This is a genomic window from Ornithinimicrobium panacihumi (assembly GCF_052073805.1).
Lineage (GTDB): Bacteria > Actinomycetota > Actinomycetes > Actinomycetales > Dermatophilaceae > Ornithinicoccus > Ornithinicoccus panacihumi.
The window spans coordinates 1-17,977 of record NZ_JBQGWG010000012.1; the positions used below are offsets into that span (position 1 = coordinate 1).

Annotated in this window: 18 protein-coding genes; all 18 read right to left on the reverse strand. The window is 71.6% G+C overall.

Annotated features, from left to right (window positions below; all coding sequences use genetic code 11):
- A partial coding sequence (locus ACTMMA_RS11760) for a YlcI/YnfO family protein (RefSeq protein ID WP_441190323.1) occupies positions 1-241 on the reverse strand: 241 nt, incomplete at its 3' end.
- Positions 231-545 carry a hypothetical protein gene (locus ACTMMA_RS11765; protein ID WP_441190324.1) on the reverse strand — a complete coding sequence of 105 codons (315 nt, stop codon included), beginning with the start codon at positions 543-545 and terminating at the stop codon, positions 231-233. The genes ACTMMA_RS11760 and ACTMMA_RS11765, both read right to left, overlap by 11 nt.
- A gap of 68 nt (positions 546-613) precedes the next feature.
- Positions 614-1,192, reverse strand: a complete 579-nt coding sequence (locus tag ACTMMA_RS11770; RefSeq protein WP_441190325.1) for a hypothetical protein — start codon at positions 1,190-1,192, stop codon at positions 614-616.
- A gap of 161 nt (positions 1,193-1,353) precedes the next feature.
- Positions 1,354-1,983 carry a hypothetical protein gene (locus ACTMMA_RS11775; protein ID WP_441190326.1) on the reverse strand — a complete coding sequence of 210 codons (630 nt, stop codon included), beginning with the start codon at positions 1,981-1,983 and terminating at the stop codon, positions 1,354-1,356.
- On the reverse strand, positions 1,983-3,434 hold the full coding sequence (locus ACTMMA_RS11780) for a type IV secretory system conjugative DNA transfer family protein (RefSeq protein ID WP_441190327.1): 1,452 nt from the start codon (positions 3,432-3,434) through the stop codon (positions 1,983-1,985). The genes ACTMMA_RS11775 and ACTMMA_RS11780 overlap by 1 nt, the downstream gene beginning before the upstream one ends.
- Entirely contained in the window at positions 3,431-3,979 is a 549-nt protein-coding gene (locus ACTMMA_RS11785; RefSeq protein WP_441190328.1) for a hypothetical protein, read from the reverse strand. Before ACTMMA_RS11785 ends, ACTMMA_RS11780 begins: the two co-directional genes overlap by 4 nt.
- A 90-nt stretch (positions 3,980-4,069) precedes the next feature.
- Positions 4,070-5,680, reverse strand: a complete 1,611-nt coding sequence (locus tag ACTMMA_RS11790; RefSeq protein WP_441190329.1) for a peptidoglycan DD-metalloendopeptidase family protein — start codon at positions 5,678-5,680, stop codon at positions 4,070-4,072.
- A 23-nt stretch (positions 5,681-5,703) separates the two neighbouring features.
- Positions 5,704-7,239 carry a putative type IV secretion/conjugal transfer ATPase gene (locus ACTMMA_RS11795; protein ID WP_441190330.1) on the reverse strand — a complete coding sequence of 512 codons (1,536 nt, stop codon included), beginning with the start codon at positions 7,237-7,239 and terminating at the stop codon, positions 5,704-5,706.
- Entirely contained in the window at positions 7,236-8,744 is a 1,509-nt protein-coding gene (locus ACTMMA_RS11800; RefSeq protein WP_441190331.1) for an SCO6880 family protein, read from the reverse strand. Before ACTMMA_RS11800 ends, ACTMMA_RS11795 begins: the two co-directional genes overlap by 4 nt.
- Positions 8,745-8,778: 34 nt before the next feature.
- Positions 8,779-10,257: a TrbL/VirB6 family protein gene (locus tag ACTMMA_RS11805; RefSeq protein WP_441190332.1), complete on the reverse strand. Its 1,479-nt coding sequence runs from the start codon at positions 10,255-10,257 to the stop codon at positions 8,779-8,781.
- Positions 10,258-10,282: 25 nt separating this feature from the next.
- Positions 10,283-11,065 (reverse strand): hypothetical protein, encoded by a 783-nt coding sequence (locus ACTMMA_RS11810; RefSeq protein ID WP_441190333.1) that lies wholly within the window; start codon positions 11,063-11,065, stop codon positions 10,283-10,285.
- 12 nt (positions 11,066-11,077) lie between these two features.
- Entirely contained in the window at positions 11,078-11,341 is a 264-nt protein-coding gene (locus ACTMMA_RS11815) for a hypothetical protein (protein ID WP_441190334.1), read from the reverse strand.
- Positions 11,338-12,165 carry a hypothetical protein gene (locus tag ACTMMA_RS11820; protein WP_441190335.1) on the reverse strand — a complete coding sequence of 276 codons (828 nt, stop codon included), beginning with the start codon at positions 12,163-12,165 and terminating at the stop codon, positions 11,338-11,340. The genes ACTMMA_RS11815 and ACTMMA_RS11820 overlap by 4 nt, the downstream gene beginning before the upstream one ends.
- 38 nt (positions 12,166-12,203) lie before the next feature.
- Positions 12,204-13,019: a hypothetical protein gene (locus ACTMMA_RS11825; protein WP_441190336.1), complete on the reverse strand. Its 816-nt coding sequence runs from the start codon at positions 13,017-13,019 to the stop codon at positions 12,204-12,206.
- A 310-nt stretch (positions 13,020-13,329) separates the two neighbouring features.
- Positions 13,330-16,662, reverse strand: coding sequence for a LysM peptidoglycan-binding domain-containing protein (locus ACTMMA_RS11830; RefSeq protein WP_441190337.1), 3,333 nt, complete (start codon positions 16,660-16,662; stop codon positions 13,330-13,332).
- Entirely contained in the window at positions 16,659-17,102 is a 444-nt protein-coding gene (locus tag ACTMMA_RS11835) for a TadE family protein (RefSeq protein WP_441190338.1), read from the reverse strand. Before ACTMMA_RS11835 ends, ACTMMA_RS11830 begins: the two co-directional genes overlap by 4 nt.
- Entirely contained in the window at positions 17,099-17,548 is a 450-nt protein-coding gene (locus ACTMMA_RS11840; protein WP_441190339.1) for a TadE family protein, read from the reverse strand. Before ACTMMA_RS11840 ends, ACTMMA_RS11835 begins: the two co-directional genes overlap by 4 nt.
- A complete protein-coding gene (locus ACTMMA_RS11845) occupies positions 17,545-17,919 on the reverse strand; it encodes a TadE family protein (RefSeq protein WP_441190340.1) in 375 nt (124 codons plus the stop codon). Before ACTMMA_RS11845 ends, ACTMMA_RS11840 begins: the two co-directional genes overlap by 4 nt.
- Positions 17,920-17,977: the final 58 nt, after the last annotated feature.

Here is a 17,977-nt window from a genome sequence, read left to right on the forward strand (position 1 = left end):
AGGCGGGTCGGGACAGTTCGTGCTCGACGGCTCGGCGGATCCAGGCTGAGACTGAGCGGTCGTCAGCTTCGGCGGCGCGCTTGACCTCCTCGAGGAGATCCGCTGGGAAGCGCACCGGTACGGGTGCGCTCATCGGACGCTTGCGGCGACGCGCAGGCCCCTGGGGCTCCTGGTTGCGCGGCTCGGCATAGAACTCGTACTCCTGCTCCGGCGTCATCGGCCGGCTGTCGTCAGTGCTCATCACGGTCCCTCCGGTACGTAGCGGCGAGGCCCGAAGACGCCTCGTAGCAGCCGATCGGTCGGCACTTGCTCGGATCGCCCGATCGAGATGGAGCCAGCGGCACGATGAGAACTCGCCCACTGACCTCCGCCAGCATCAGCCAGTGAGCGGGTGGCTTCGCCGGGTAGAACAGCGGGCTACTGCTCCACGCGTCCATCACGTCGTCCAGCCCCAGGTGCGGATGCTTGAACAGGTGAGCCGCTTGCTCGTCGATCTCGAAGGGCTCGGTGTCATCGAGCGTCTCGAGGTCGAACAGGTCGCTCACACACCAAGTGTATTACAGACGACTACCCACCATCATGCCGCCGGTCGCTCGTGCCTCGTGGAGGGGGGTTAGCCGGGGCTTCTGGAGGGATCGTTGAGGATGTGGTCGTAGTAGGCCACGACCCCACCGGCTCCGTCGCGGGCGAACTGGGCCTCGTCGGTGGGCGCTGGTCCCCGGGCAGGGTCGGCGGCGGCACGGAGGTGGGTATCGACCAGCTGTTCCAGCATGCGCCAGCGAAGGGACGCGTCTTCCTCTGGCGCCTGATCGTCGGACAGGAGCATGCACAGCCTTGTGAAGCAGTCCGTGAGGCCTGCCCGCGCGATCGGGTCGAGCTGCTTGTCGTCCTGCAGGATCAGGCGGGCGGTGTGGAGGATGTCCTCCACGTGGCTGCTGAGCCAGCGCCGTCGTCGGGTGATGCCGCCCAGGGTGGGCCAGCGTTTGCGAGCCGCCTGACGGGAGTGGCCGGTGACGGACGCCAGGTCCGCCAGGCTCGCCCCCAGCCAGGCCGCTTCCTCGGCGGCTCGCCTCGTGGCCACCGCCGCCGCCTCGCGGGCGGAGGTCTCGGCCGCGAGGGCTCGATCCAGCCTTTCCAGTGCCTTCGCCCGCCGAGCCCCCTCGCCGGGGGGGTCCCCTGGCTTGACCGTCACATCACAACTGTCGTCTGTTAACTTGTGGTTCACATCTCTAAGTGAACCTCAAGTTCACATCTCTCGTCAAGCCCACCAGGGTGACCGCGAGGACGCCGGCACGCGAACATCCTGATCTGCCGCTCATGGCGCGCCCGTTTGCCGCACGGAGGATGCTGGCCTCAGTCCAGGATTTCTCCCGTGACGGGGTCCACGTTCCATTCGTCGTTGTCGGGCGTGGCTTGTGCGTGGTCGAGGTCGAGGACTTGGCCGGTGCGGACGAGGGCCGCTCCTGACCAGTCGTTCTGGTCGGTGGTGAAGGCGTGCACGCGTCGGTCCTGGTGGTCCTGGTCTCGGGATTGGCGGCTCTTGCCGGGCCAGTCCTGGTGGCCTTCCTCGCAGATGGTCAGGAGCCGGGTCCGGGCGCGCTCGAAGAAGGAGGGTAGGCAGTACCGGTGCCAGTCCTCGAGGGCGTCTCCGGTGACGGCCTGGGCGGCGCGGTGGCGCAGGTCGGCGACGGTGACGAGCTCGAGGACGAGGTGGGGGTGGCGGTACCAGCAGGCGGGGATGAGCACGTTGATCTGCCAGGTGTAGTGCTTGTTGAGCCAGGGCACGACTTGTTCGAGCCAGGCCCACAGCTCGGCCCGCAGCGCCGGTGGCAGGCTCTCGGGGATCCAGGGCCGGGGCAGGTCGTCGACGTTGCCGAGGGCTTTGATCTGGTCCTTGGCGCCGTACTGGGCGGTGTGCAGGTCACGGTAGGCCTGCCGGAGCCGGCGCCCGGGCGCCGGGAACGGGTCGACGAGGAGGGCCATCAGGGGCCGGTCTCGTCAGCCGGGGCCAGGCCGCGGGTGCGAGACGTGGCCAGGGCGGTGGCGAGCAGGTCGCCGGTGTCGGTGCCGGCGTGCCGGCGGACGGTGGCGGTCCGGGCGGCCAGCTCGGCGCTCTGGGCCTGCAGCCGTTTGCCGTGCCGTCCGGCGATCGCGCGTTCCAGCTTGGCGATCATCGGGGCGTTGTTCTCGGAGAGGACCAGGGCGGTGCCTTCCTTGAGCCTGCGGATCTCGGGGCCGCTGATGATGGGGATGTCCTCTCCGTCCCAGCTCTTGTCTCCCCACTTGCCGCTGTGCCGGCGGGTGCGGGCGACGCGGACGGTGCCGACCAGGTCGCTGAGCTCCTGGTTGAACCGAACGTCCTTGGACCCGCCGAACACCACGAGGTTGTTGGTCAGTCCGAGGACGGAGCGGGCTTCCTGCTCACCGAAGGTGGTGTCCAGCTGGGCCCGGGTCTGCGCGGCCCAGATGAAGCTCAGCCCGAGGGCTCGCTCGTTGGCCATGCGGGTGCGCAGGGTGGGCAGGGGTGCGGTCGAGGGGAGCTCGTCCAGGCAGGCCAGCGTCGGTGGGGTCAGCCTCCCGTGCGGGGAGGCATGGGCGGCGACGAGGGCACGGTCCAGGACGTGCTCGGCCAGGGCGGTCATCAGGGGTGAGGCGCTGGCGTAGGGGTCTTCGCGGCCGAGCAGGTAGATCGTGCCGCCGCGGCGCAGGACGTCGTCGATGTCGGTCGCCCCGCGGCTGCGGGGGACGCAACGGCGCCGTATCTCGGGCTGGAAGAACAGCGAGAGGGCCTGGTGGACGGTGGTGGCGGTGTTGCCGGCGGTGCGGTCGTCTCCGTGGAGCGCGGCGTGCAGCAGACCGGCCCAGTACTCGGTGGCCTGGGGGTGCTCGCGCAGGATCTCTCCGGGTTCGGTCGCGGCCATCGGGTTGGACACCCACCGCAGCACGTGGTCCAGGGTGCGGCCGGTGAGCGCGGCGGCGTGGAAGTAGGCCTGGATCACCTTGGCGGCCTCGGCGGCGTAGAACCGGGCGGACTGGTCCCCGTGCCCCTCGGCCACGGCGCCCTTGACGGTGCCGGCCGCGAACGCCTTGGCGCGGCGTTCGGCCACCCCGGGGTCGTGGCAGCCGGCGACCGGGTCCCACACCAGGTCCGGCAGCCCGTCGGCGATGCCGAACGGGTCGAGGACCACGCAGGGCCGGTCGCGCTCGGAGCGGGCGGTGAACGTCAGGAGCAGGTCGGCCGGTTTGGTCAGGGTGACCAGCGCGGCACCGGGGGCCTGCAGCAGGGCCGGGGTGAGCAGGTCCAGGGTCTTGCCCGATCCCTGCGGGCCGATCACGCCGGCGGTGCGGTCCCAGGGCACGTACAGCGGCACCCCGCGGGGTTGGTGGGAGACACCGAGCCTCCAGCCGACGTCGGTCGGGTCGAACTTCCTCACCAGCTGCTCCTCTCGTCCTCGGGGTCGAGCCGGGCGTCATAGGTCACGACGGGGTCGCGGTTGCGGCTGGCGGCCGCGACCAGCAGCCCGGACAGGCCCCGGTGGGGGTACAGGTCGGGGCGGATGATGTGCCGGTGCTTGCGCAACCGGCTGACGCCCAGCGCCTTCTCCGCCTCGTCAGCGGTGGCCATGCCCAGGACCTTGCCGGGCCCGAACCGTGGCCACGCCCACGCGCACCCCCACCCGGCCAGGGCGAGCAGGACGGCGTGCACGACCACGGACCAGAACCACAGCGTCCCCGCCCCGGCGACGTGCTCGGGGCTCGGGACCAGCCCGGCGGCGGCGTCCCCGCGGGCCAGGTCCCACAGGCTGGTGAACAGCTGGTCCTGGGCGGGCAGGGTCACCCCGGCCCCGGCGACCAGGTTGGCCACCAGGCGGGCCCCGTGCAGCCCCAGGACCGGCAGGCACACCACGGCCATGAACGCGCCAAGCGCGGCCAGGGTCCAGTCGAAGGGCATCGGTTCCTGCCGGCGTTCCCGTTGCATCGCTCGTCCTCATCCGTCATGGGGGGGTCCTGCTACCTAAAGAGCGGGCAGGCGCCCAGAGGTTCACGCCAGCCGAGCTCGTACCCTGGCTCAACCCACAGGCGCCGGGGTGACTGCTGGCACGGGGGGCGGCTGGTTGGGTTGGTCGGCGATGCTGCCGATGCGCCAGACCTGGAAGATGTTGTTGTCCAGGGCGTGCTCGTAGTCGAAGAAGCCCACGCCCTTGGTCGGGTTGAGTGCCTCGATCGAGCGGTAGGTCCCGGGGTCCCAGACGAAGCCGACGTGTCCGATCTGGTTGGGGCCGAGGTAGGAGTCGTAGAAGAACAGGTCCCCGGGCTGGGCCTGGTCGACCGAGACCTGGAACCCGTTGCCGGCGGCCAGCCAGTCCCGTTGGGCCTGGGCGGTGCGGGGGGAGGTGATCCCGATCTGGGCCATGGACGCCTGGGTCAGGCTGGAGCAGTCCCACACGTTGGGCCCGGTCGCGCCGAGCAGGTAGGCGTCGCCGGCCTGGGCGGCCGCGAACTCGAGCATGGTGCGGACCCGCTCGTCGGTCAGTGGCGGCAGGTCGGGGTTGCCCATCCCCGGTGGGCAGTCGATCGGCTCGGCCAGCACCAGCCCCCCGCCGTACTCGTGGGCGTAGTAGAGGACGTCGTTGACGTACCAGTCGGCCCGGTTGTAGGCGAACAGGGCATCACGCACTCCCTGCTCGCCGCCGTGGACCGCGGAGGCGGTCAGGTAGTTCGCCGCCGAGTAGACCGAGTCGGCGTCGTTGTGGATGTCGGCCACCCCGTCCCCGTCACCGTCGACGCCGTAGGTCTCGAACGTCGCCGGCATGAACTGCATCAACCCTTGCGCCCCCGCCGGGCTCTGGCCGGTGTTCGCGCCGTGCGCGGTCTCTGCCATCCCGACCCCGGCCAGCAGCGCCCAGGGCAGGTTGTACTCCGCCGCCGCGCCCTCGTACAGGGTCTGCACGTCGGCCGGCACCGGCACCGCCTCGTTGACCAGGGAGTCCTGGCGCGGCTCTCCTGGTTCGGGCAGCTCGAACCCGATCCCGCCCTCTCCGTCGCCGGGCAGGTCCGGGTCGGCCTCCTGCCCCGGGGGTGGGCTGGGAGCCACGGGCAGCCCGTTCAGGGGCGCACCCCGCTCGGCCAGGAACACCGCAGGGTCGACGTGCGAGCCGTCGACGTGGATCTCCAGGTGCAGGTGGTTGCCGGTGCTGCGCCCGGTGGTGCCTTCGGTCCCGAGCTGCTGGCCGGAGTAGACCTGTTCGCCGACCTGCACGGCGAAGCTGTCCAGGTGGGCGTACCGGGTCAGCACCCCGCCCTCGTGGGTGACGTCGACAACGTTGCCGTAGGTGCCCCATGCCGCCGCCCGGGTGACCCGGCCCGCGGCCACGGCCACGATCGGGCCGCCGGTGGGGATGGAGAACATGTCGGTCCCGGTGTGGAACTGCGGCAGCCCGGTGATCGGGTGGGTCCGCCACCCGTAGGTGTTGCCGTCGGTGAGCGCGTAGGTCTGCTGGTAGGGCGGGCGCCAGTCCCCGTTGGGCGGCAGCGGCCCACCGGGCAGGGTGCAGTGGGTGGTGCGGTACTCCTCCCCCGCGGCCGGGGTGGCGACCACTGTGACCAGCATGGCGACCACCAGCAGCGGTATCGCCAGCAGCGAGAGGACCACCGCGCCCGTGGTCAGGGACTTGCCCATGGTTCGTGCTCCTCCCCGCCGGCTCAGGCGGCGCCGGCGATCGCCTCGTTGGTCCAGGTCAGGTCCGCCTCGGCCGGGTGCAGGATGGTCTGGACCTTCATCCGCCGGCTGCCGATCTGCCAGATGGCCCTGCCCTTGGACTGCATCGCCCAGGAGGTGATCGCGTCCTGCACGACCGGGCCCAGCCCGAGCAGCTGGTCCAGCTCGACCGCGACCCCCTGCGCCTGCCCGTGCATGACCTTGATGTCGCACAGGTGCAGCAGGTCGCGGGCGATGATCTGCGCCTGGGAGCCGGTGTCACCGGCCGAGAGCAGGTCGGAGGGTTTGTGCATGACCGCGACCTGCACGTCACCGCCGCGGCCGCCGGCACCGCGCGAGAGCCGCAGGTCTGCGTCGTAGGACTTGACCGCGTCCGGGCCCAGCCGCAGCTGCCGCCAGCTCTCGTCCCGCACCACGATGCGCCGGTCCCCCGCCGCAGCGACCTCCCGCTGGGCCGAGGCCCACGAGTTCAGGCAGGTCAGCGCCACCGCGACCGCCTCGTCCCCCAACGGCTCCAGCCGGCTCAGCGACAGGGTCTGGATCGGGGCGTCCCAGTCCATGCGAATGTTTGTGGGCTCGTCGAACAACCCGGACAGGGTGCCCGTGGTCAGTGCGCCCAGGGCGTCCCGCAGCACCCGGGTGTGGTCCAGGAACTGGCGGGTCGAGCCGTACCGGGTCTGCGCGACGAGGTCCTCGGTAGGGTCGCGCAGCGCGTGCCACAGCTGCGGAATGGTGGTCTCGCGCAGGTACGTCCCGCCGGCCTGGTACCCGGTCAGGGACTGCATCGCCGCTCGGACCGCCTCGGCCTCGACCGGCCCGAACGCGACCCGGTGCTCCCCGATCATCTGGGAGCCGACCAGTCCGCGGATCAGCAGCGTCCACCGCTTGAACAGGCTGTCCGCCCGGGCCTTCGCCTCGCTGTCGGCCAGCTGGTCCCAGCCCTGGCCCAGCGGCCCCATGGACAACGGGTTGACCCGGGTAGGCATGCCCGGGCCCACCGCGATCGGCTCGCACCCCAGGAACCGGGAGAGCCGTTCGTACTCGTCCTTGGGGTCCCCCGGGACGAGGATCCGGTAGCCGAACTGCACGCTGCGCAGGCAGAACGCCTTGACCGTGCCCGACTTCCCGGTGCCGGGCTTGCCGAAGACCATCACGTTGGGGTTAGTCACCGGCACCTCGTCGTTGAGGGTCCACCCGTGCGGGTCGCAGTGGAACGCGCCACCGCTGAGCACGTCCATCCCGATGAACGGACCGGTCGGCGGCAGCCCGGGGCCGCTGATGAGGGGCCACAGGACGGGCGCCTGCTCACTGGTCATCCGCCAGGAGCTGACCGGCGCCCGCGCGGCCATCCACCCGCGGCCGCGGGCCCGGCGCCCGTACACCCCGTCCGCGCTCCACCTGAGCCGGTCCTTGACCGGCTCGGGCGGCGCCGGGACGGTCGGCAGGTCGTGACCGAAGTCGGCCAGCAGCTCCGGGACGCCACGACCGCCCTGCCCCTGGCCCCGGGTGCGGGCCCTCATCGGGTCCACTCCGTCCGGGTCAGGTCGATCCCCAGCGGGACACAGCTGGAGGCGAAGGCCGCGTCGTGGCTCATGTCCAGCGGGAGCGCGGCGAACCCGGCCCGCCGCACCGACGCCTCGAGCCGGCGCCGTGACTCGCTGATGCGGGCGCTCTTGGGTGCGGTCACCGTGGCGATCGCGTACGGGTAGCTCAAACTGTTACCGGCGGCGAGCTTGGCGTCCACCCGGCGCACCTTGTCCGCCTTGCTGCTGACCTGCGCCCCGGTGCGCATCCCTGCCTTGTGACGCATGCCCTGCGCCATGTCGGCGGTGAACTCGGTCTTCTCGGCCTGCTTGACCGCCTTGTCCCTGGGGATGATCGGGTAGACGACGACCAGGGCGCGCCGCTCCCCGGGTGCCGAGGGGTTGAGCACGGGCCGCAGCGCACCCATCGCCGCACCCTTCTCGGGCAGCTGGAACGTCACCGACGCCGAGTTCCAGGCGTCGTGGCTGTAGTGGCGGGGGGCGGGGTCGGCGCCGGAGGGGCCGGCCATCGACCAGGGCACGTCAGCGTTGACCGTGGGGTCCTGGGTGTGGGCGATGACGGCCTCGATGATGCTGGCCCGGTCACCGGGGGCGAACCCGGTGCGGGTGACCACCGCCAGCTCGGGGCTGGTCAGCCAGGACACCCGGGTGGCGCCCAGGCCTCCGGTCAGCTGGGCCTCCATCTCCGCGGCGATGGTCTGCATGACCCGGGCCCGGCCCTCGATCCCCCCGCCGAACTCGCGCCCGGCCCGGCCTAGCCGGGACTCGGGCACGACGAAGGAGACGAAGGTCTCGGTGCGGGTGTTGATCCGCCGGGACATCTCGTCCAGGTCGGCGTTGATCTGGGCGACCCGGTCCAGGGCGGCGGCGCTGGTGTGCCGGCGCACCCACTCGGCCCGCTCGGTGCCGTCCTCGGGGATGGACCGCACCATCAGGATGACGGTGTCGATCAGCTCGGTGCTCTCGGCCGCGTCCAGGAGGGCACCGAGCCCGCGGCCGCGCAGGTCCCGCTCGTAGGTCTCGGCCATGTCGATCCCGGGGTGCTCGATCAGCGCGGTCTGGGTCCAGGTCTTCAGGACCCGGTGCTGGACCAGCGCCGGGCGGGCGAACCGTGGCCCCTGCGGTGGACCCTCGTGGATCGCCAGACCGGACAGCACCCCAGGCATGTCGACCTCGTCCGGGCTGGGCGCCCGTCCCCGGCTGGCCCTGGACCGGAACCTGCTCCACCCGGTCAGGTGCCCGGTGGCGACCTTGACCGAGCACCAGGCCCAGCTCACCGCGGACCGTCCCCGGACCGGGACCGTGATGAGCAGACCCAGCATCAACCACACGGCGACCGCGACCGCGGCGCTGCCCCAGCGCTGGGCCGAGGCGGCCGCCGCCACCGGCAGGAAGGTCACCCCGATCGCGGCCAGCTGCCAGGCAGACATACCCAGGAACCAGCCGAACCTGCGCGGGGTGTAGTCGGAGTAGACAGTCATGATCTCGTGGTCCTTCCGGGTCGGTTCAGCTCAATCAGGGGGTGGGAGGGGCAGGGACGGAGGCCCCGCCCGGTGGCGCAGGGACGCCTCCCCCGGGTGCTCCCCCACCGGGCACCCCTCCCCCACCGGCGGGGGGCGTGGGGGCGGGCCGGGCGTTCAGGTGGGGCACCTGGTGGTCCGGGCCGCTGCCGGTGTCGGACTGGGCCTGGTTGACGTCCGGCTGTGCCTGCTGCTGGCGCCGCGGAGCCTCCCGGTAGTCCGGCACGTAGGTGTTGTGCCCGATCCCGCCCTGGTTGGCGATGTCGGCACCGACCACCGCGCCCTGGGCCCCGATCGTGCGCATACCCTGCAGGACCGCGACGCCACCGCCCACCAGGACCCCGGCGCCGGCGCCGACCACGCCCAGCGCCCCGCCGGCCGCCGCGAGCCTCCCGCCGGCGGCCGCTCCCCCACCGGCGCCTGCACCGGCAGCTCCTCCACCGGCACCGGCGCCACCGGCACCTGCGCCGGCCTGGGCCTGGCCGATCCTCGCGGTGGTCTCGGCCTCACCGGCCCGCTCCCCGACCGACCGGCCCTGGCTGTCGACCCGGGACGCGGCGTCGGAGCCGCGGCCGCGCTGGGTGTCGGTGGACTGCATTGCGGTCCGCAGCGCCGCCCCGGAGTTGGTGCCAGGGTCGACGAACGCGAGCAGCTTGAACAGGGCCAGCGGCGAGAACACCGAGATGCAGATCAGGACGATGCCGATGAGTGCGGCGGAGATGTCCTGGCTCATCGAGTCCCCGTCCTCCAGGACCACTCCCTGGCTGATCTGGATGGCCAGACCGAGCATGAGGACCACCACGACCGGGGTGAGAGCGGCCGCGTGGAACCATCTCAGTGTCATCCAGAACCAGCGGGAGGTGGACTCGTTGACCAGGCCGGCGGCCGCGATGATCCCGGTGACGGCGATCACCAGGGCGCTGGCCGCTGCGACCAGCAGCACCACGAAGTGCATCAGGGCAGCGACGACCATCAGCAGCCCCATCATCCCCAGGACGGTCGCCACCACGCCGTCGCTGACGTCCTGGGCCTCGAACGGGGCGAAGGGCTGGAACGCGCGCCAGGAGTCGACGCCCAGGAGGGTCCGGCGGAAGGTCGCGGCGAGACCGGCTGCTCCACCGAAGACGACGACGCACCACAGCACCCACAGCAGGCCGGCGCCCTGGAACTGGACCGCGCCCCAGACCGCCTGCCCCAACGACCGTCCATCACGCCGCAGCGCGGCCCGGCCCAGCTGCAGGGCGAGCAGGATCATCGCCAAGAGCAGCGCTATCCCGAAGGTGTACTCGTACATCACACGCGCCGGCCCGTCCGCGGACAGGTCGGGGTTGGTTACCAGGTCCACCAAGGCCATCAGGATCCGGGTGAAGTAGAGCCCGGCACCCCAGATCCCCAGCATGGCCACGGTCCAGGCATCCGCGATCAGCTTCGCGGCCCCCTCGCCCAGCAGGTCAAACGGGTTCCACCACCCCATGGTCAGCTCCCCTGTTCGGTGTCTGTCAGTCGGCCCAGGACCAGGTACGCCACCCGGCCTGGACGGCCAGGTCGGTCCCGGCCCACGTGGAGGGCGCGACCGCTGGTGCGGGCCCCTGGTCGATGACCCACCGGTCGGTCTGCCAGGTCATCCGTTCGCAGTGGCCGTAGGCGACCTCTGCGCTCCGTTCGTAGGTGGCCTCCAGGGTCAGCAGGACGCACGCCACGACCCAGTCCGGGCCGTCGCTGCCCTTGACCTGGCCCGCCTGCGGGGTGGCCCTCAGTTGCACCCGGCCGTCTGCGGACTGGCCGGGTATCCCTGCGGAATCCAGGAAGCGGGCCACGTTCTGCGTCATCGACCACTGGTCCGCCAGTGGCGCGCCGGGCACCGACCACGCCTGGTAGACCTCGTGCGCGTGCGGGATCGACATCGTGGTCACGACGTCGCCCACGATCGCGTTCAGCTGTCCCACCGCACCTTCGGGGGTGTGGGGGAACCCGGTCGGGATGCGCGCAGGACCGCTGTCGGTGGGCCGTGGGATCTCGATCTGCTCCGGCAGGCTCGTCGCCGGCGTCCCGCCGGTCGCGTCCGCAGGGGTGATCTCCAGCATGGGGGCGGCCGCGATCTCCTCGCGCCCGTCCACCACCGCTCCCGCCTGGTGCACACCCTCGGCCACAGACTGCTCGGGGGCGGCGCCCGGCCGGAAGGTCAGGTACAGACTCAGCACGGCACCGACCAGCACCGCGACCACGGCCAGACCGGCGACGGTCACGGTGGTGAGTGCCTGCCGGCGGCTCCAGGGCTGCACCTCGGGCATGGTCTAGAAGCACCCCGCCCCGTACATCGCCCGCATGATCCCCGGCAGCACCAGGTACAGCAGCAGCGCGCCGAAGACGACCAGGATCCCGACGCCGCCGGCCATGCTGAGCATCCGGATCTGGAAAGACTTGCCCAGGACGATCATCAGGATGGAGATGGCGAGGGCGGCGAGGAAGCCCGCCCCGACCGCCCACAGGGCGTAGCCCATGAGCTCGTTGTAGAAAGCCTGTGCGCCGGGGGGGACGCGGGGGCACACCTGGTTCATCGGTTCTCCTTCGGGTCGCCCGCACCCAGCAGGTGCAGGATTTGTGAACCTGCAGCGACCAGGGCGGCCGGCAGGGGTTCGGTGTCCAGGCCGCGCACGGCCAGGGTGGGGTCGGCAGGCATGGTGACCAAGTGACCGTCCTGGCGGGACTCACGCACCGCCGGGCTGAGCGTCTGCTCGACCGGGGGCGCCCAGCGTCCGCGCCGGTGGGTCCGGCCGCGCACCACGATCACCGGGACGGCCTGCGGTGACAGCAGAGCCATCACCGCCTCCAGGTGCCGCATCCCGGGCAAGGTGGCGGTGGTCACCAGTACCGGACGGTCAGACTCGAACACGGCTCGGCTCAGCCACGACGACGTCGCGCAGTACAGGGCCGTGGGCTCCCAGGTCACGTCCAGCACGCTCAGCGTGGTGCCCGCCGGCGCCGGGTCGGGCACGGGGACGTCCTGCGGCACCAGGGGCAGGTCGGCGCTCCGTTCGAGCCGTACCTGCGGTGCCCGCTGCCCCAGGGTCCACCCGGAGTCGGTGACACCGAGCTCGGCGGTCGAGGCCGCGCAGAACCCGCTCGTGGTGGCCGCGCCGGCCTCCACCACCCGCACGGCCCGACCGGCTGCGGTGGCGATCGCCAGTGCCGTGGTCGAGGCACCTGCGCCGCCGTGGCAGCCGACGACCGGGACCACCCGCTCGTCGGGCTCCCACACCCTGCCCTGACCGGGGCCGGGTCCGGCGTCGGGGTCAGGCTCCTGCCTGAAATCACCCCGGCACGCCGCGCGGTAGGCGAGGCGCAGCTCCTCCAGGCTGGGTTTCGTGTCGGTGACGTGCATGTTCACGCCTCCTAAAGAGCCGTCGTCGTCCCAGAGGTTCACGCTGAGGCGAGATAGTTGGTCGAGGTCACGTGGACACGCAGATCACCGAGCGCTCTGCTCGCGCGCCGTTTCACCGTGATCCCGGAGACACCACGCCCCGAGCCGACACGGGATGCCCCCTCGCTGGACAGGAGCCCACCAGAGCCCCGACCTGAGCGACGCACGTCGGCCTCGTGCGCGACCTGCGCCAGCTCCAGCAGAAGCCCGCACTGGTCCTGGGTGATGACCTGCTGGGCCAGCGCGTCCTCCAAGAGGAGGTCGAGCTCAACCTCCGGCGCCACCTCACGGCCCTCGGGTCCGTGGCTCAGGTGGTCCTCCTCGGTCAGGTGGTCCTCCACCTCGGCGACGGGCCGGGTGCGGCTCCAGGTCTGGTCGCCGGCTCGCAGGCCTAGGTCTGCGAGCAGCCCGTTACGTGTCCTTCTCAGGATGTTGGCCGCGACCTTGTGCCCGCCCTGCCAGCTGCGGACCTCGATCCACAGCTGGGCCGCCACCAGCTCGTCGATGGAGGGTAGCCCCGTGCTCGCCAGGGACACGGCCAGCCGTGCCGCGCCGGGGATCAGCAGCCAGGCCAGCAGACCACCGGCGGCCACGTCGTCGGCCCCGTGCTCGACCGAGGCCAGGTGGGCCAGGGCCTGCAGCACCTCGTCAGTACGCGCGGGCCCCCAGGTGCGGAACAGCTCCGGCAGGCGGAGGGGGTCCTGACACCCGTGCAGCGCGGGCAGGTCCTCCTGCCACTGGGGCCACCGCTCACGCGCCAGACACAGCAGCGTGCTGTCCGGGCCGTCCAGGCCGAGTTGGCGTGCGACTCGCATGGCCATGTCCTTTCGTCGAGCAGCCATGGCTCGACGTTCGCGACCACACGTCCCCGACAACGCCCCCAAACCCCCGCGACACCAGCCGGACGGACCGTGGGGGCGCCCACGAGGGCGCGTCTGACCTGTGCTTTTCCCGCGCCCCCATGCGCCCCCATGTTCGTCTGCCCGGAGGGGTTGCGGGGACTCCCCTCAGGTGGGGGGGCACACAGACTCCCGCCCCGAGAACCGGATGGGGACTGGGGCGGAGCACCGGGAATGGAGTGCTGGCCGCGCCTTCCGTTACTCGGGGCGGGAGCCGGTCTGGGGGTCAGCTGGCGGCGGCATCCTTGCCCGACCACCAGTGCGGGTGGCGCTGCAGGATTTCCTCGGTGCGGGCGGGCAGGTCCATCGGGACGTCTTGTCCGTCGGTTCGTTCGATGACGTCGCTGCGCAGCATCTGAGCCGCAGCCGACGCTGCTGACGGGGAGCCTTCCCGCATCAGGACCGAGGCCATGTCCAACCGGGCGACCTCGCTGTGAGGGTTGGCGCGCAGCGAGACCTGGGCGGCCCACTGTGCAGTGCTGAGGTCGCCGCTCTGGATGCTGTGCAGGATCACCGTGTGGGCGACGGCCTCGATGCCGACCAGGACATACTGGTCGACCCGCTCACCGCCGTCCCAGAACCATCCCCACCCGCCGGCTCTGAGCTGGTCGAAGGGCTCGCCCCGGACGAGCCGTAGCGCCGCGATCAGGTCCTCGACCCCCTCAGCCCCTCTGGCCTGTCCGCGGGCGTGCAGACGCTTGAACAGGTCCAGGTCCACCAGGAGACCCTCGACCCGGTAGACCTTGACCCCGTCCGCCCGGGAGGCGTCTGCGGCGTGCGGCAGGTGCAGGGTGCCGGTGCGCGGGTCGACCCCTAGCCACTTGCGCAGAGTCGAGACGTGATCCCGGGCCTTCTTGTCCGTGAGCCCGAACGCCTCGGCGAGCTGGGCGGGGGTCGCCCCGTCCGGGCGGAGCGCCAGGAAGGACAGCACCTCGACCAGGTAGGCCTTGCCGTTGGGCATCGGCTGGCCGAAGGTCTTGGCCTGGACTGCACCGAGCAGACTCAGTCTCGGCCGTCGGCCCTCCTTGTCGTGCCACGCCTTCAGGTCCTCATCCAGGTCAGGATCGGACTCTCGCACCTTGGTCGCGATGGCCTCTGGAACCAGTGGGGCGATCTGGTCCAGGTCTCTGCTGGTGGTCGCGGCCGCCGAGACGTAGGTCTCGTCGGCGGCGGGCAGGGTCGTCCGGGACGGATCGGTGAGAACTTCGGCCTCGGCCTCGGAAGGCTCCGTGGCGGGGGTGTCGGTCGTGCTCTCGACCTCGTGTGCATCTGGCTCGTCGCCGGCGCCCCTGGTCTCGACCAGGTCCTGCCGCACCGCCCCGGCCTGGTCGATGTAGTGCCGCAGGTCGTCGGGTTGGGTGTCGAGGTGGCCGGGCACCGTGCCCGAGCTCCGATCCTCCGCGGCTTCGCACAGCAACGCACACCCTCGCGCCTCATCAGCGGTCAATCCGGCAGCGACCAGGTGGAGGCCAACGCCTGAGATGTCCAGCCTCCCGTGCTCGTCGACCTGGAGCACCAGAGACGGCTCTGATCCGAGGTCGGACCCGCAGACCACGATGCTGGCACTGACCCTGTCAGGGTCGTCCACGACCTGCGTCGCCATCTCGTGGGCCAGTGGGGTGTTTGCCCCCACCAGGACCAGTCGAGCCGGCCACGTGTCGTCGCCGCTGCCGCGCACCCTGGCGGTGGCGATGTCGTGCACGTCCTGGCGCAGGGCCCGCTCCCTGGTGTCTCGCACGTGCTGCTGGGCTTGCTCGAGGTCGCCGGTGACGGTGACCCGTGCTGGGTCCATCCCCTGCAGCTCCTCCGCGATCCCGAGGCAGTCGACGTGGACCTCGCCGGACCATCCCTGCAGCAGGGTGTTGGCCGCGATGTACCGGGCCAGGTCTTGCCCCATCTCCTGCTCGCCCTGGATCGACACGTGGAGGCCTTCCAGGTTCAGGAGCCAGGTGTCCTCCGCGTCGTCCGTGCCCACCACCGACAGCAACGGGTAGGGTGCGGCGACGTCGGGGGCGGGGGTGCTGGCCGGCTGCTGCAGCCTCCACCGGGTCTCCTCTTCGTCGATCGGGATCCAGGGCGCCGGCAGGGTGACCGCGGCGGCGAAGAACAGGTCGATCCCGTGGGTGGAGGAGAGCCTTCCGGCCACCAGCGGTGGCACGGGCTGACCGTCCTCGGTCAGCGTGATCGCCAGGTGCCGCAGGGCTCTGTCGAGGGTCTCCACGGTCACGGCAGCCACGGGGCCGAGGACCTGCACGGTCTGCTCTACGGGTGCCAGCGCGGCGGGGGCCGGCTGACCGATGATCCTGCCGGGGGCCCGGTGCCGGTCCTGGGTCCGCCGGCGGTCGCGCAGACGGAGCCAGAGGCCGCCCGCCAGGACCCCACCCGTGGAGGCCAGACCTGCCAGGAGCCACGGGGCGTCGAGGTTGAAGCCGGAGCTCGGGGCCTGGCTCTCTGTTGCCTGGGTCGGTTGCGCCACGGGTTGCTGCGGGCTGCGTTGCAGCGCTGCACCGGTGCCGGGGTCGGCCTGCGGCCGGGGGCTGGCCTCCGGGGTTGTCGCGGGTTGCGGCTGGGACGCCGCCTCGGGGGACGCTGCGGGCTCGACCACGCGCAGATGAGTCCCGAGAGCCATGCCGATCTCACCGGCGGCCTCTGCCGAAGGGGTGAGGTCAGGAACGGCCTCGGTCGACGTCGACGCGTCCGCGCGGTCGGAAGCGCCGGCACCCTCGGGGACCTTCAGCTGCCAACCGACCTCGATCAGGTCCGGGTCGCTGAGCCGGCCACCATCGGGTTGTTCGATCTGCGCCGAGGCCCAGTAGATCGCCGGCCACTGACTCCCGTCCCCCAGGTGCTCGGCCGCCAGACCGCTCAGCGTGTCGCCCGCCTGCACCTGGATGTCGATCGCTTCGAGCTCGCCCATGGTTTGGGGTGCCCCAGGCAGGACGAGCACCTCACCGGGGTAGATCAGGTCTGGGTCGACGATCTGGTCGGCGTTGGCCGCGTAGATCTCCCCGAAGCGTCCGCCCTCCCCCAGCTCGCGGGCGGCGATCCCACTGAGGGTGTCGCCTGTCTGGACGGTGTACGTCGGGGTCGGTGCATCCTCGGTGGCGGGTTGCTGCTGCGCGGTCGGCGCCGCGGTGCTGGCTGTCTGGCCAGTGTCGGCGACCGCGGCCGTAGTCAGACCGGGCAGACTCACGAACCCTGCCAGCATGGCGGCCACCAGTGGCCGGACCAGGCTCCTGGGCAGGCTCAGACCCACAGTCGGGGTCGCCACGCGACCGCCGCGCCGGCCGCGGCCGGCGGTGGCCAACTGCTCGACGACCTCTGCGGCTGTGGCGACCAGGAGGACGAACCAGGCCACCCAGCCCAGGACGACGGCAAGCGAGAGGACCAAGGTGCCGTCGTCGGGTGAGCCCAGCGCGGAGCTGATGTCTGTCCACGACGGCAGCTGGCTCGGCAGCGGGTTGCCGCCGACCAGGACGAGGAGGACCGGAAGACCTGCCAGGAGGCCGAGCAGCACCACGGCCGCCAGCAGGGCACGGATCGCCTGTCGGATCCTCATTGCTCGACCCCTTCCAGGGAGCGGGTTAGGCGTGCTTCAGCGGTGCCGGTCGCGGACAGGGAGCCGATGCCGACGACGCCCAGGAACTTCGTGCTGTAGGTCGAGTTCACGGTCACAGTCACGGTCTCGGGACCGACCATGGAGGCGTGTCCGGAGACTCCGGCGGCGGCCAGGTAGGCGTTGGCCGCGGCCGCCGCCTGGTAGGGGTTGGTCACGGTGTCCACACCGTGCACTGCGCGGGCTTTGTCCATCTCCTGGCCGCCAGCCCGGGCCGCCTCGCGGGCGACGCTGCGGGCCTCCTGCATGGCGTGGATGTGTCCGGCGACGTCGACCGCCAGGCCCAGCATCACCAGGACCAGGGAGGCGATGAGGATGGTGAACGCGGTGACGGACCCGGCCTCGGGGTCACCGGGCCAGTGCGGTCGCTGAGGGGTTCTCATCCTTGCCTGCCTCGGTAGGTGTCCAGCGGAGAGGTGCTGGTGTGGGTCAGGGTGCGTGAGCCGGGGATGCCGGGCAGGCTGAGGTCGCTCATGTCGACCACACAGGTGACGGTTGCGCTGACCACACCCGGGGTGCCGATGGGCAGCCCGAATGCGCCGGCGTCGATGCTGACCGACTGAGACGCGCACTTCACGCCCTGGTTGGTCAGGGATGCGGAGGCTGCGGCCGACGCACCTCCCACAGCCTCTCCGGCGGAACGGGCGATCGAGGCTGCCCGGGCGGCCTCGGCAGCGGCCGACTGCACCGCCATCTGGGCCATGGCCCAGCGGCCGGCGAAGATCACGGCCATGACGAACAGTAAGAGGACGGGGGCGAGAACGACGATCTCGAGGACGGCACTGCCGCGCTCGGGTGCCCGCCTCCAGCGGTGAACTGCGCCGCTCATCCGGTGATCCTCTCCACGGGGAAGCTGGCTGACTGCACGATCTCCGGTGCCCATCCTGGGATGAGGGAGGGCGCTGACCCGGTGACGGTGACGGTGGCCACCTCAGCGGTCCGTGAACCACTGACGGCCGCTCCACGCAGCACGTCGCTGCCTCCACCGCTGGCCAGGAAGTCGGCCGCGGCGGCGGCGCCCTGCCCGGCAGAGGCGTGCTCTCCCGCCGCGACCCGGGCCCCGTCCTCGGCGGCACCCAGTGCCAGGCTGCGGGCGTGGAACCACAGGCCGGCCTGGACCGCCATGAACAGGAACAGGAACATTACGGGTGCCAGGATCACCATCTGGACCGTGACCGACCCCCGGTCTGCACCACCCATTCCCGCACGCTGGCGCGGGACGGGGGGTGCAGACCGGGGGGCGGGCGTGCGCTTCATG